The following is a 13,825-nucleotide window of genomic DNA, read 5'->3' as shown; positions in this document are numbered from 1 at the left end:
CTGCGCGAACACCGGTGCGATCATGCGGGCAGCCGAAACATCGAATGAAGAACGAGACACTCCATTCCCATGCCTGATCACGCCTGCCTCGCTGCCTCCACCTCCTCTTGCCCCGACGGGCTGCCACTGTCCGGCGTCCGGATCCTGAGTCTGGCCCTGAACCTGCCCGGACCTGCAGCCCTGATGCGCTGCGCGGACATGGGCGCGCAGTGCAGCAAGCTGGAGCCGCCATCTGCGCAGCCAGGGCCTGCCGGAGCGGACCCGATGGCTTTGTACAGCCCGCAGGCCTATGCCGACATGCACCAGGGCATCGCCGTCTGGCAGGCGCAGCTCAAGACCGAGGACGGACAGGCCGCGCTGCGCAAGGCGCTGGACAGCGCCGACATCCTGCTCACCTCGTTCCGCCCCGCCGCACTGGCCAAGCTGGGGCTGGACTGGGCGTCGCTGCAGCAGCGCCATCCGCAGCTGTCGCTGGTGCGCATCGTCGGCAGCGCGGGAGCCCTGGCCGATGTGCCGGGCCATGACCTGACCTATCAGGCCGAGGCAGGTCTGGTACAGAAAGGCGCCATGCCACCCAGCCTGTTTGCCGACATGGCCGGTGCACTGATGGCCAGCGAAGCCGTGCTCAAGGCCTGGCTGCTGCGCCAGCGCAGCGGCCGCGGCAGTCTCCAGGAAACAGGCCTGGCCCAGGCCGCGCAGTGGCTGGCCCTGCCCTGGCATTGGGGCCTGACCCGGCCCGATGGCGATGTGGGCGGCGCGCACGCAGGCTATCGCGTCTACGCCTGCGCCGATGGATCGGTGGCCGTGGCAGCCCTGGAGCCGCATTTCGCGGCCCGCCTGTGCGCCGTGGCGTCGGTGAATGGCGATGGCAGCATCGCCAGCATGCGCAGCCCCGCCATGCATGCCGCCCTGCAGGCCTTCCTGGCCCCCTTGTCCTGCGCCGAGCTGGCAGACCTGGCCGAGCAGCACGATCTGCCCCTGCACCCTCTTCCCAACCAGCCCTCGGCACTGCCTCGCTTGTAGGCGGATACCGAAAAGCACCACCTGCCCGCAACCTACAAGCCGCGCAGGTCATGGCTGGCCGCAGCATACGGGCACACTGCTGCCAATGACCCTCTTTACCGCGATAGCCCGCTCCTCTTAAATCGGAGTTGCGCATACAACCGGACAACCCGAACACATCTGGAAACACCCATAATCGGCTTATCTGGAGGCAGCCCCATGGTTCGAGAACATTCATCAACCGCCCGGATATCCGGGATGCGTCAGCCACCTAGCCATTCGGCGCCAGCCCTGCGGCGCATTGGCGCCAGCGCCTGAGCCGCCCACACGGCCAACCCTGCCCTGCTCCGCCCATGCAAAGCCAGCCCCCAGCCCATGTGCCGGTACTGCAGCTGGTGCAGCGCATCTGGCCCCTGGTGCTGGTGGTCGTGGTGCTGGTATTCATGGCCAGTGGCAGCCTGTACCTGGTGTCTGCGGTGCGGGCCTTCGTGGCCGGGGAAAGCCTGTGGTCCAAGGCGCAGAAAGATGCCATCTACGCCCTGAGTCGATATGTGGACAGTGGCTCGGCGCGTGACCTGGCACGCTTCGAGCAGGCCATGGTCGTTCCTGCAGGCGACTGGCAGGCCCGCATGGCGCTGGATGATGTGCCGGCAAGGATCAAAGACGCGCGCGCCGGCATTCTGCTGGGGGGCAACCACCCAGACGATGCCGACGCGCTGATCTGGCTGATGCAGACTTTTCGCCATGTCGAACTGCTGGAGGAGCCCTATCGTTACTGGAAACAGGGCGACCAGTACCTGCAGCAGCTCGACCGGCTGGCGCAGGAGATAGAGCAGCGTCACACCGTGGGAAGCGTGAGCGCCGAGGACGTCATCACCTGGAAGCGCGAGATCGAGCAGATCAATGCCGGCGTCACACCCGCCACCCAGCAGTTCAGCGCCTCGCTGGGCCGCAGCTCCCGGCAGATGGTGATGTGGCTGCAGGGCATTCACCTGGTGCTGGGCGTGGCGCTGATCCTGGTGGCGCTCTGGCATACGCGGCGCATGCTGCAGCAGCGCCAGCAGGTGCAAAACGACCTGCTGACCGAAAAGGAAAGGGCCCAGACCACGCTGGCCTCGCTGGGCGACGCCGTGATCACCACGGACGCCCAGGGCGTGGTGGACTATGCCAATCCCGCCGCGCTGGGCCTGCTGGGCAACAGCGAGCAGCAGCTCAAGGGCCGGCACCTGGCCAAGGGCCTGCATTTCAACAGCATTGATACCACCCAGACCGCGGAAAGCCTGCTGGCACATTTGCTGTCGGGCCAGCAATTGCGCGAGGAGCACACGCGCTGGCTGCGGCGCCATGACCGCAGCATCGTGCCGGTCAAGCTCATGGGCTCGGCCATCAGCGGCGGCGGGGAGCGCCCGGCGGGTGCGGTGATCGTGCTCAGGGATGTCTCGCGCGAGCAGCAGTATCTGGACCAGCTGTCATGGCATGCCAGCCACGACGGTCTGACCGGGCTGGAGAACCGCGTGGAATTCGAGCGGCGCCTGCAGCGCCTGCTCAACCAGGGCCAGCACAGGTTGCGGCCCGCAGCCCTGCTGTACATGGACCTGGACCAGTTCAAGCTCATCAACGAGACCTGCGGCCATCCGGCGGGCGACGAAATGCTGTGCGAGGTCAGCCGTCTGCTGCTGCACAATCTGCGCGAGACGGACACCCTTGCCCGCCTCGGCGGCGACGAGTTCGGCGTTCTTCTGGAGAACTGTCCGCCCGAGCCCGCCCTGCGCATTGCCGAAAAGCTGCGCCAGGCTGCCGAGGCCCTGCACGTTCATTGGGGCAAGCAGGTGCTGCGCACGGGGCTGAGCATCGGCCTCGTGCACATAGGCGGCGAAGTGCAATCGGCCCAGGACCTGCTGCGCATGGCCGACATGGCCTGCTACCGCGCCAAGGAGCGCGGCCGCAACCGCATCTATGTCTACCGCAGCGATGATGGCGAGTACACGCGCCACGTCAGCGAAATGGAATGGGTGACGCGCATACGCACGGCGCTGGAGCAGGAGCGCTTTTGCCTGTACGCCCAAAGCATTGCACCGCTGCAGCCCGACGGCCAGCGCGGCCTGCATTTCGGGGTGCTGCTGCGGCTGCGCGACGAGCAGGGCCAGATCATCTCGCCGGCCACCTTCATTCCCGCGGCCGAGCGCTACGGCATCATGCCCACGGTGGACCGCTGGGTGATCGCCAGAACGCTGGCCACGCTGGCCCAGCATCCGGCCGCACTGCGCCATATCGACACCTGCGCCATCAATCTGTCAGGCCCCAGCCTCGACGACGACGGACTGCTGGATTTCGTGCAGGCGCAGCTGAGCACGCACGGCATCGCGCCGCAGCTGTTGTGCTTCGAGATCACCGAGACCAGCGCCATCGCCAGCCTGTCCAGTGCCACCAGGCTGATCCAGGCCCTGCGCACGCTGGGCTGCCGATTTGCGCTGGACGACTTCGGCGTGGGCATGTCCTCGCTGACCTATCTGAAGCAGCTGCCCGTGGACTACCTGAAGATCGACGGCGGCTTTGTGCGCGACATGCTCCAGGACCCCAGCAACCACGCCATGGTGGAGATGATCAACCGCATAGGCCATATCCTGGGCAAGCGTACGGTGGCCGAGTATGTGGAAAGCCGGGAAATCGCCCAGGCCCTGCAGGCCGTGGGCGTGGACTATGCACAGGGCTTTGCCCTGGCACGGCCCGTGCCGCTGGACACGCAGTACTTCGAAAGCGGTGCCCATGCTGCCCGCCGCGAATGGCAGGGCACGCTGGCGCCGGCCGCCAGCTAGAGGCAAAGGCGCGTCAGCGCGGCTTGCGACCGCCCGGCGCCGCCTTGCGGCCCGAACCGGCAGCGCCCGCAGAACGGGAAGGACCGCCCACACCGGGTCGCGGCGGCAGACCCGTGTGCTGGGTCAGCATGCGGCCCGGCTGGGGCTGGCTGGAACGGAAACGCACATCGCCCGCAGGCTCGCGCGACTCTGCCAGCACCTTGCCCGGCCCGGCATTCTTGCCGCCGGCCTTGTTGAGGGCGTAGGCCTTGCCTTGCTGGGATACCACGGCACGCGCGGCCACGCCCGTGCCCTGGGTGCTGTTCTTGCGGCGCGCGCTCTGGTAGCCGCCATCGACCAGGGGCTGGAAGGTGGGGATCAGGTGCTGCTTGCCGTTGCCGATGAGGTCGGCACGGCCCATGGCCTTCAGGGCCTCGCGCAACAGCGGCCAGTTGTTGGGATCGTGGTAGCGCAGAAAGGCCTTGTGCAGGCGCCGGCGCTTTTCACCGCGCACGATGTCCACCGACTCCTCGTTCACGTCGCGCATCTCGCGGCGCACCTTGGTCAGCGTGTTGCGGCCCGAGTGGTACATGGCCGTGGCCGTGGCCATGGGGCTGGGATAGAAGGTCTGCACCTGGTCGGCGCGAAAGCCGTTCTTCTTCAGCCAGATGGCGAGGTTCATCATGTCCTCGTCGCTGGTGCCCGGGTGGGCCGCGATGAAGTACGGAATCAGGTACTGCTTCTTGCCCGCTTCCTCGCTGAACTGCTCGAACATCTGCTTGAAGCGGTCATAGCTGCCTATGCCCGGCTTCATCATCTTGGTCAGCGGCCCGGACTCGGTGTGCTCGGGCGCGATCTTCAGGTAGCCGCCCACATGGTGCTGGACCAGTTCCTTGACGTACTCGGGCGACTTCACGGCCAGGTCGTAGCGCAGGCCCGAGCCGATCAGGATCTTCTTGATGCCCGGCAGATTGCGCGCGCGGCGGTAGATCTTGACCAGCGGAGCGTGGTCGGTGTGCAGGTTCTGGCAGATGCCCGGGAACACGCAGCTGGGCTTGCGGCAGGCGGCCTCGATCTCGGGGCTCTTGCAGCCCAGGCGGTACATGTTGGCCGTAGGGCCGCCCAGGTCGGAGATGGTGCCGGTGAAGCCCTTGACCTTGTCGCGGATGTCCTCGACCTCCTGGATGATGGACTCCTCGGAACGGCTCTGGATGATGCGGCCCTCATGCTCGGTGATGGAGCAGAAGGTGCAGCCGCCGAAGCAGCCGCGCATGATGTTGACCGAGGTGCGGATCATCTCCCAGGCCGGGATCTTGGTCTCGCCCTCATGGCTGCCGCTGGCGTCGGCATAGCTGGGATGGGGGCTGCGCGCATAGGGCAGGCCGAAGACCCAGTCCATCTCGGCCGTGGTCAGCGGGATGGGGGGCGGGTTCAGCCACACATCGCGCGCGGTCACGCCCTCGCCGTGGGCCTGGACCAGGGCACGTGCATTGCCGGGGTTGGTCTCCAGGTGCAGCACGCGGTTGGCGTGAGCGTAGAGGATGGGATCGGCCTTGACCTGCTCGTAGCTGGGCAGGCGCAGCACGGTCTTGTCGCGCGGCGGCTGCTTGCCCTTGCCGCGCAGCGACGGATTGGGTACGAACTGGATGGTCTGAACGGCGGCGACCGAGGCACCGTCCGGCTTCGCGGCGGCATCACCCTCTTCCTTGGAGCAGGACTGGCCCTGGGCCTCGGCCTGCTCGCTGGTGGTCATGTAGGGGTTGATGTGGGGCTCGACCACGCCGGGCTCGTCCACCACGGAGGAGTCCAGCTCGAACCAGCCCGCTTCCGACTCGCGGCGGAAGAAGGCCGTGCCGCGCACATCGGTAATGCTTTCCACCGGCTCGCGCGCGGCCAGGCGGTGGGCCACCTCGACCAGGGCGCGTTCGGCGTTGCCGTACAGCAGGATGTCGCACTTGCTGTCCACCACGATGGAGCGGCGCACCTTGTCGCTCCAGTAGTCGTAGTGGGCGATGCGGCGCAGGCTGCCCTCGATTCCGCCGAGCACGATGGGCACGTCCTTGTATGCCTCACGGCAGCGCTGGCTGTAGACAATGGCCGCGCGGTCAGGGCGCTTGCCGCCCACGTCGCCCGGCGTGTAGGCATCGTCGGAGCGGATCTTGCGATCGGCCGTGTAGCGGTTGATCATCGAATCCATGTTGCCCGCCGTCACGCCCCAGAACAGGTTGGGACGGCCCAGGGCCTTGAAGGCCTCGGCGCTCTGCCAGTCGGGCTGGGCGATGATGCCCACGCGAAAGCCCTGCGCCTCCAGCACCCGGCCGATCACCGACATGCCGAAGCTGGGGTGATCCACATAGGCATCGCCCGTCACCAGGATCACGTCGCAGCTGTCCCAGCCAAGCTGGTCCATCTCGGCCCGGCTCATCGGCAGGAACGGGGCCGTGCCGAAGCGCTTGGCCCAGTACGGTCGGTAGCTGGTCAGCGGCTTGGCAGCGCGATGGAAAAAGGAAACGTCAACGGGGGCGTTCATGATGGGCGGTTCGGCTTCTGGGAGCCTGTGCGGAAGGAACCGGCCAGTGTACGTTTCAGCAGTCAACCCTGCACGCTAAGGGTCTTGCTCCAGCCCTCTGATATGGCCCTCCTGCTGCTGCCAGCCCGACCTCTTCGCGGCCTCCTGCGCCAGATAGGCCTTGGGCGTATGCCCGGACCAGCGGCGGAAGGCCCGCGCAAACACCTTGGGAGAGTCGTAGCCCGCATTCTCCGCAATGCGGGCCGATGACAGCCCGCCGGCCTCCATCTGCTGGGCGGCCAGCGCCATGCGGTGCGCCGTCAGGTAGCCGATGGGCGTGGCGCCCACCAGCTGCTTGAAGCGCATGCTGAAGCGGGTGCGCGACATGCCGGCCTCGGCCGCCAGCGTCTCCACGCTCCAACTGCGCTGCGGCTCCCGGTGCATGCAGACAATGGCGCGGGCAATGCAGGCATCGCCCAGGCCCCGCAGCCAGCCTTCACCCACGGCAGCCTCGCGCGCCAGGTGCTCGCGCAGGATGTTGACCAGCAAAAGCTCGCCCATGCGCGCGGCCGACAGGCGCCAGCCCGGGCGCCGCGCCAGCGTCTCCAGGGTGAGCGACTGCATGGTGGTGGCCAGGCAATCGGCCAGCGGCAGATCGCTTGCGCGGATGTGGATCAGCGGCGGCAGGATGCGGAATACCGAATGCCGGCAATAGGCTGAAAACCACAGCAGGGCCGAAAACATGTCGGTCGCCTCGCCCCCGCCGCCATGGCTGAAGACCAGCGGATTCTCGTCCTGCGGGCCTTCGGCATGGCGGGAGATCAGCCGCGAGAACAGCTCGCAGGCCATGCCCAGGTCCGAGGCCACCACATGTGCCGCACCCATGGGCAGCATGACCAGGTCGCCGGGCTCGACCCGCAGCGGCTGCATGCCCTCCACCTGTATCCAGTAAGGCGCGCCGCGCGCCATGCGGATCATGGCGCCCGTGACGCCGGTGGACTTCAGGCTCCACGGCGCGGTCAGCGCAAAACGCGCCGTCACGGCGCGCTCTGACCGGCAAATATCGAGAACTTCGCTCAGCACATCCATGGGGTCGTGGCATCCTTGATTCCGGGCCGATGTTAGCCAGCGCCGGCCACGCAACCACCCCGCAGGGCTAGCGGTTTACCCTAGGCTGGAGATCCTGCTGCGCCGCCTGCACCAGCTCGGAGAACTGCTGGGCGCTGCCCAGCCGCTCGGCTGCCAGCAGCGCCAGCTTGACCAGAAACAGCTCGGATTGCTGCGGGCCTGCCGCGTCAATGGCCGTGGCCAGTTGGTCGTAGACGGCCTCCAGACCGGCGATATCCAGGGTGCCGGACGATTCAAGCGTGTCGGGCGAAGTGGGTGCTTGGCTCATGCCTGGGCTCCTTGCGTGCAGGTGGCGTTGTCGAGTGCGGATTGCAGGCGCCGCGCATCCAGCGCCAGCCAGCGTGCGCAGACATGCTGGTCGGGCCGCAGCAGGTAGGCGGCGCCAGAAGGTGGATCGGCAGGCACGCCATGGCGTTCGCGGCAGCGGCCCTGACCATCGGAAAGGGTCAGGTCGGCGCCCTGAACTGGCTGCGGCTCCGCCTGGCTGGAGATGGCCACGATGCGCAGGCCCACGCCGCGGCCGCGCACCACGCGGGCAACCTCGCTCAACGCGGGCGGCACGGCCGAGCCATCGGTGAAATACAGCAGGTCGAAGCCGCCGCCCAGGTGGTCCAGCAGATAGTCGTCCGGCGCCAGGCACACGTTCTGCGGCGGCGCGCCATGGGCGGGGCCGCCCTTGAACAAATGGTTGTCGTCGTCCCTGCTGTTGAGGGGCGAGCAGGCGTACTCATGGGGGCGTGATGTACGCCAGTGGTACAGCGGGCGCACGAAGGCCTGGGTGAGCGACAGCGACAGCACGGCATCGCGCAGCAGCCGGAAGCCGCGCGAAGGCGGCGCCATGAAGCGCGTGCTCTTGCCGGCCTCTTCGACAATCTCGCGCGCCGCGCCCACGCGCTCGCTGCTGTAGCTGTCCAGCAACCGGGCCGGGGCCACGCCGCGCGCCACCAGGGCCAGGCGCCAGGCCAGTGCCTGGGCGTCCTGGAAACCGGTGTTGGCGCCGCGCACCCCGAAGATGGGCAGCAGGTGGGCCGCATCGCCCGTGAAGACCACGCGGCCGTGCACATAGTCCGGCAAGGTCAGCGCGCGTGCCGAGTAGACCGAGCTCCAGTCCATCTCCCAGGGCATGCCGCCAAAGCCGATCATCTCCAGTTGCGCGTCGATGCGCGCCTTGAGCGATTCGGGCTGCAGTGCCTGCTGCGGATCTTCGCCCGCAGGCAACTGGTAGTCCACGCGCCAGATGCCGTGCGGCTCGCGGTGCATGAGGATGGTGTTGCCGGGGTTCCACACCGGATCGAAGAAGGCCAGTCGCTCGGTGGGCAGCGGCAGGTCGATGCGGATGTCGGCAATCACGAAGCGGCCTTCGTATGACGCCCCTTCCATGACCAGGCCCATGGCCGTGCGTATGCCCGAGCGTGCGCCATCGGCGGCGACCAGCCAGTCGGCTTCCAGCGCATACGGCCCCTCGGGCGTGTCCACCTGCAGCCGCGCTTTTGCAGCAGCGCCTTCGCCAGCCTGCTCCACCCGCTCCACGCGGTTGCCCCAGCGCAACTCGATCAGCGGATGGGCCAGCACGGCATCGACCAGGTACTCCTCCAGGAACTGCTGCTGCAGGTTGGTCATGGGGAAGAAGCGGTCGTCCTCGCTGTGCGGTGCTTCCATGCGAAACACGCGCTGGCCCCGGTAGAAGGAGTTGCCAAAGCGCCATGGCAGCCCGCTCTCGCTGACCCGCCCGGCCACGCCCACCTGCTGGAGGATCTCCATGGAGCGGCGCGTGAAGACGATGGCGCGGCTGCCTTCGGATACCTGCAGCTCGGACTCCAGCAGCACGCATCGCTGCCCGTGGCGCGCCAGCTCCAGTGCCGTGGTCAGGCCTACCGGCCCCGTTCCGACGATGACGACAGGGTGCCGCTGCACCCCCTGATGCTCCGATGGCAGCCAGGGCCGATGCACCTGGTACCGGTAGTAGATGGACTGCCTGGGCTGGGCATGGGGCTGGTGCATGGGGGTCTCCATCGTGCGTCTTGTTCAGGGCGCAGTGTAGGCAGCACCGGCCATGGTGATGTCCCCGGATGGGGACATACCGAGACGCCTGCCCCTGGGCTCAGGACAGCGCCTCGGGCGCCATCAACAAGGCAAACAGCTCACGCTGCCCCTGCACGCCCAGTTTGGCGCAGACCCGCTTGAGATAGGTTCGCGCGCTGGACACGGTGATGCCCAGGCGCTGCGCCAGCCGCTCGGCATCAAGCCCCTCGATCACGCAGCGCACCACGTCCAGATCACGCTGCGTGAGATGGGAGAAGCGCCCGGCCAGGCGCGCCAGCACCAACCCCGCCAAATCGTCCTGCAGCGCCTGGCCCGCATAGTGCAGGCGCATGGCCTGCATGACCAGGGGCACAAAGGCTTCGATGCGTGCAATGGACTGCGCATCAAGGCAGCCGTGCTCCTCGCCCCGGTACAGGTTCACCGCCAGCCACCGTGCGCCAGGCTGCAGGGTCAGCAGCGAGAGCCGTTCCACCAGGCGCGGCAACCCGTAGCAGACATGGCGGTATTCGGGATGGCTGACATCGCCAGGGCGCTGGCGATGCAGCCAGACGCGCGCGGGAGCCTGCGGGTCGCGCTGCTGCCGCGCCAGTTCGGCCTGCATCACGCGCTGTGCGCCGTCGAGCGGATAGAAGCGCTCGCTGTAGTCCTGCGAAATCATGGGCAGCGCCCCCGTGCGTGCCCGGTCGCCAAAACCCACGATGCGCGGCCGCGATCGGCCCTGGAACGAAAAGATGGTGCACTGCGCCAGCGGCACGTGCCGGCCCAGCAAATGCAGCAACTGCCCGGCCACCTCGTCGCTGCTGCCGCTGGAGCGGCCCACCTGCTCCAGCAGCGCCGTCACATCGCCCAGGGGCACGGGCAGGCTGGCGTCGCTGGCGGAGGCAGGCGCCAGCAGCCAATGGCTGCGGCCGGTGTCAATGCTCATGGTTCCTGCAGGAATGCAAAAAGGCCGGCGCTTCGCGCAGCCGGCCTGGGTGGGTAGGTACGTGGAAATTGGAAACTGGAAATGATAAATCCAGCGCAGCGAGGCAAGAGCCTGCTGCGCCTGGTTCGCGGCCTGTTCGCTTGAGGGTCACCGCCTGTCGGCGGGCCGCTGCACGGTCCAGCCGGACCTGACAGCACTGATGCCGCTGCAGGCCCTTGGCCAGGCGGCACCTGCCATCACCATTCGCCGACGTTGCGGATGCGCTGGTCCAGATCCAGAGGAATGCCGCCGCCAGCGGCTTCATGGTCCTGACCAGCTTGCTCCAGCGCCATGGGCGGGGGACTGAAATGATCGCGGCCAAAGGTGTGTTCGGTGAGAACGGGATCGCGGGAAGGTGGGGTGTTCATGGTTGCGCCTCCTTGACAGAAAGCTTACTGCGAATCCTTCACGATTTCTGTAGGACAAACCTGGATGCAACCCTCTGAAGCTGAAATGACACAAGGTACGCATGCTCACAAATGTGTAGCGCTTCGTAATAAAGGCGTAATGAATCCATGGACCAAACCCGGGCCCAGGGACGATAGGGTAAGCTTGCCGGCCTCCATGCCACAGACACTCCGCGCGCCCGCGCACAGCGAACTCATCATCAAGAAAAGCCGCTTCATCGGTTGCGTGCAGCCCATGGCCGATCGCGCCAGCGCCCAGGCGGTGGTCGATGCGCTATGGCGCGAGCACCCCGGCGCCGCCCATGTCTGCTGGGCTCTGCTGGCAGGTGGCCAGTCGGCTGCCGTCGATGACGGCGAGCCCAGCGGCACGGCAGGCCGCCCCATGCTGGACGTGCTGCGCCACCAGGACCTGGAAGGCGTGCTGGCCACCGTGGTGCGCTATTTCGGCGGCGTCAAGCTGGGTGCGGGCGGCCTGGTGCGCGCCTACACCGATGCCGTGGCCCAGGCCCTGCTGACCGTCGAGAAAGTGACACTGCAGCGCATGCAATCGCTGCGCTGCGCCGTGCCCTATGCGCTGGAAGGCCTGGTGCGCCGCGAGATCGATGCGGCAGGCGCCGAACTGATCCAGGTCGAGCATGGCTCGCTGGTGCAGTTCGATCTGCGCCTGCCGCAGTCGCAGGCCGAAGGTTTTGTAGACCGCCTCAATGACGGTGGCCAGGGGCGCGTGGGGTGGATGGAAATCCACCATGGCGAATGAAATGCGCCGAGCTGAAGCAGTTCAACCAGCCAGCGGCACCCAATGGGCGGCGCCCACGACGATGTTGTCGTCGTTGAAGTCATAAGCCCGGGTTCTGCACCATGCAGGCGCCTTGCTCGCTTGCCTCGCCATTGCGCCTGCAGCGTGACATGTTACGGACCCAGCAGCTCCAGCGCGATCTGGCGCGCGAAGTCCGTCTCCCTGGGCGTGCTGAACAACACGGCATAGCCGGGCGGCCAGTCGAGTTGCGCCTGCGCGCCGAAGCCCTCGGCCTGCACACTCGCCAGATCGCGAATGCGCTGCTACAGCCGCCTGCGCACGGCGGCATCCGACGCACGCACGCTCAACTCCAGCACGGCACTGTGGGCAATCACGTTGTCGGCCCTGCCTGCGTGGATGGCTCCCACGGTCACCACCGCCCATTGCAGCGGATCCATGTTGCGCGAACCGATGGCCTGCAAGGCCACGACGATGCTGGCGGCCGCCACGATGGGTTCTGCCGTGCGGCATGGCACCGTGCCCTCCCACGCCGGTGAGGGTGAGCTTGGCGTAGCGCGCCTCGGCCTGGTCACGCTGCGCCAGCGCAGCGAGGCACCGGCGCTGGCCACCTTGCGGGGGCTGATGGAAGAGTCGATGGGAGGCGCGAGTCACCCGCTGCGACCTGGTGCAAACGCTGCGGACGGCGGGCCGGCGATTTCGGGGATTGACCTACGCACACCCGCAGCGGGCAAATGCAGACTAGGCCGGGCATGGAAACGGCGCCCTTCAGGGGACCGCGATCAAAGGAATGACCGCATGAAAAACCCACCCACCACCGCTCTGGACGTCATCATCGTCGGCGCCGGCTCGGCCGGACTGTCGGCTCTGCGCGAGGTGCGCAAGCACACTGAGCATTTCGCCATCGTCAACGACGGCCCCTGGGGCACGACCTGCGCGCGGGTAGGCTGCATGCCGTCCAAGTTGCTGATCGAGGCGGCCAACGCCTTCCATGCCCGCCATCACTTCGAGGCCTTCGGCATACGCGGCGCGAGCGGACTGCAGCCGGACCTGCCCGCCGTGCTGCGCCGCGTGCGCAAGCTGCGCGACGAGTTCGTGGCGAGCACGATCGAGGCCACGGAGGGCCTGGGCTGGCGGGCCGTTGACGGGCGTGCCCGGCTGCTGGCGGCCAATCGCATCGAGGTCAACGGCAAGGTGCTGGCCGCGCGCAAGCTCATCCTGGCGCCGGGCTCCGCTCCCGTGGTGCCCGATGAATGGAAGCGCTTTGGCAAGCGCATCCTGACCACCGATACCTTGTTCGAGCGCAAGACCCTTGGCCCGCGCGTGGCCGTCGTCGGCCTGGGCCCTCTGGGCGTGGAGATGGCCCAGGCGCTGGCACGGCTGGGCCTGCAAGTCACGGCCCTGGGACGGGGCCCGAAGCTTGCCGGCCTGTCCGACCCCAATGTCACCGACGCATTGCGGCATCTGCTTGAGAAAGAGATGAGGGTGATCACCGACCATGAAGTGCAGTTGAGCAAGGGCCCGGAAGGCAGCATCGTCGTGCGTGCGGGCGACGCCCGCATCGTCGTGGACCATGTGGTGGCGGCCCTGGGCCGGCGCCCGCAGCTCGAAGGCCTGGGCCTGGAGACGCTGGGCCTTGAACTGGACGAGCACGGCCAGCCGCCCGTGAGCCGGGAGACGCTGCAGGTCGGCGAGCTGCCGCTGTTCCTGGCTGGCGACGCCAACGGCGACCGCCCCTTGCTGCACGAGGCCGTGGACGAAGGCCATATCGCCGGCACCAACGCCATGGCAGAGAACCTGGCCTGCTTTGAGCGGCGCGCGCCGCTGTCCATCGTCTTCAGCTCGCCCAACGCGGCCGTCGTGGGCCAGCCCATGAAGGCGCTGCTGGGGCAGGACTTCGTGGTGGGCCGGGTGGATTTTGCACACCAGGGGCGTGCACGCGCTGCGCAGCGCAACGCAGGCCTCCTCCATGTCTATGCGGACCCGGCCAGCGGCCTGCTGCTGGGCGCGGAAATGTGCGCGCCGGGCGGCGAGCATCTGGCCCATCTGCTGGCCCTGGCCGTGCAGCAGCAGCTGACCTTGCACGAGTTGCTGCGTGCGCCCTTCTACCACCCCGTGCTCGAAGAGGGCCTGCGCACCGCCCTGCGCGATGCGGTACGCCAGTTGCCCGAGCAGCCGCCGTCCGACCTGGGCAACTGCGACCCCTTGCCCATGGATGATTGA

10 protein-coding genes and 1 pseudogene are annotated in these 13,825 nt (G+C 67.5%); 4 read left to right on the top strand and 7 right to left on the bottom strand.

Going from position 1 to position 13,825, the window contains the following annotated elements; translation table 11 throughout:
* Positions 1–69: 69 nt before the first annotated feature.
* Positions 70–1,023 (top strand): CoA transferase, encoded by a 954-nt coding sequence (locus ACFPFG_RS32540; RefSeq protein WP_197956100.1) that lies wholly within the window; start codon positions 70–72, stop codon positions 1,021–1,023.
* Between the two features lie 332 nt (positions 1,024–1,355).
* Complete coding sequence (locus ACFPFG_RS32535; protein ID WP_380110006.1) at positions 1,356–3,818, top strand: EAL domain-containing protein; 2,463 nt, start codon at positions 1,356–1,358, stop codon at positions 3,816–3,818.
* 13 nt (positions 3,819–3,831) lie between these two features.
* Here ACFPFG_RS32535 and ACFPFG_RS32530 read toward each other — a convergent pair whose 3' ends face one another.
* The 6 genes from ACFPFG_RS32530 to ACFPFG_RS32505 all read right to left on the bottom strand — a co-directional run bounded on the left by ACFPFG_RS32530 (position 3,832) and on the right by ACFPFG_RS32505 (position 10,809).
* Positions 3,832–6,327: a YgiQ family radical SAM protein gene (locus tag ACFPFG_RS32530; protein WP_183021954.1), complete on the bottom strand. Its 2,496-nt coding sequence runs from the start codon at positions 6,325–6,327 to the stop codon at positions 3,832–3,834.
* Positions 6,328–6,402: 75 nt separating this feature from the next.
* Positions 6,403–7,395: an AraC family transcriptional regulator gene (locus ACFPFG_RS32525; RefSeq protein WP_183021953.1), complete on the bottom strand. Its 993-nt coding sequence runs from the start codon at positions 7,393–7,395 to the stop codon at positions 6,403–6,405.
* A 67-nt stretch (positions 7,396–7,462) separates the two neighbouring features.
* Positions 7,463–7,702, bottom strand: coding sequence for a DUF2783 domain-containing protein (locus ACFPFG_RS32520; RefSeq protein ID WP_312372021.1), 240 nt, complete (start codon positions 7,700–7,702; stop codon positions 7,463–7,465).
* Positions 7,699–9,435: an FAD-dependent monooxygenase gene (locus tag ACFPFG_RS32515; protein ID WP_380110003.1), complete on the bottom strand. Its 1,737-nt coding sequence runs from the start codon at positions 9,433–9,435 to the stop codon at positions 7,699–7,701. Before ACFPFG_RS32515 ends, ACFPFG_RS32520 begins: the two co-directional genes overlap by 4 nt.
* 100 nt (positions 9,436–9,535) lie before the next feature.
* Entirely contained in the window at positions 9,536–10,402 is an 867-nt protein-coding gene (locus tag ACFPFG_RS32510; protein WP_197956096.1) for a helix-turn-helix transcriptional regulator, read from the bottom strand.
* 236 nt (positions 10,403–10,638) lie between these two features.
* A complete protein-coding gene (locus ACFPFG_RS32505; RefSeq protein WP_012205835.1) occupies positions 10,639–10,809 on the bottom strand; it encodes a hypothetical protein in 171 nt (56 codons plus the stop codon).
* 196 nt (positions 10,810–11,005) lie between these two features.
* On the opposite strand from ACFPFG_RS32505, the gene ACFPFG_RS32500 reads away from it, so the two are divergent.
* A complete protein-coding gene (locus ACFPFG_RS32500) occupies positions 11,006–11,605 on the top strand; it encodes an IMPACT family protein (RefSeq protein ID WP_380110001.1) in 600 nt (199 codons plus the stop codon).
* A 21-nt stretch (positions 11,606–11,626) separates the two neighbouring features.
* Here the strand turns inward: ACFPFG_RS32500 and ACFPFG_RS32495 are convergent.
* Positions 11,627–12,229: pseudogene (locus ACFPFG_RS32495) on the bottom strand (peptidase dimerization domain-containing protein); the annotation flags it as partial.
* A gap of 171 nt (positions 12,230–12,400) precedes the next feature.
* Between ACFPFG_RS32495 and ACFPFG_RS32490 the strand changes: the two are divergent.
* Positions 12,401–13,825: a dihydrolipoyl dehydrogenase gene (locus ACFPFG_RS32490; protein WP_312372027.1), complete on the top strand. Its 1,425-nt coding sequence runs from the start codon at positions 12,401–12,403 to the stop codon at positions 13,823–13,825.

Origin of the sequence: Delftia deserti (assembly GCF_042653485.1) — a bacterium.
GTDB lineage: Bacteria > Pseudomonadota > Gammaproteobacteria > Burkholderiales > Burkholderiaceae_C > Comamonas > Comamonas acidovorans.
This window is presented reverse-complemented; position numbering and strand designations above follow the sequence as displayed.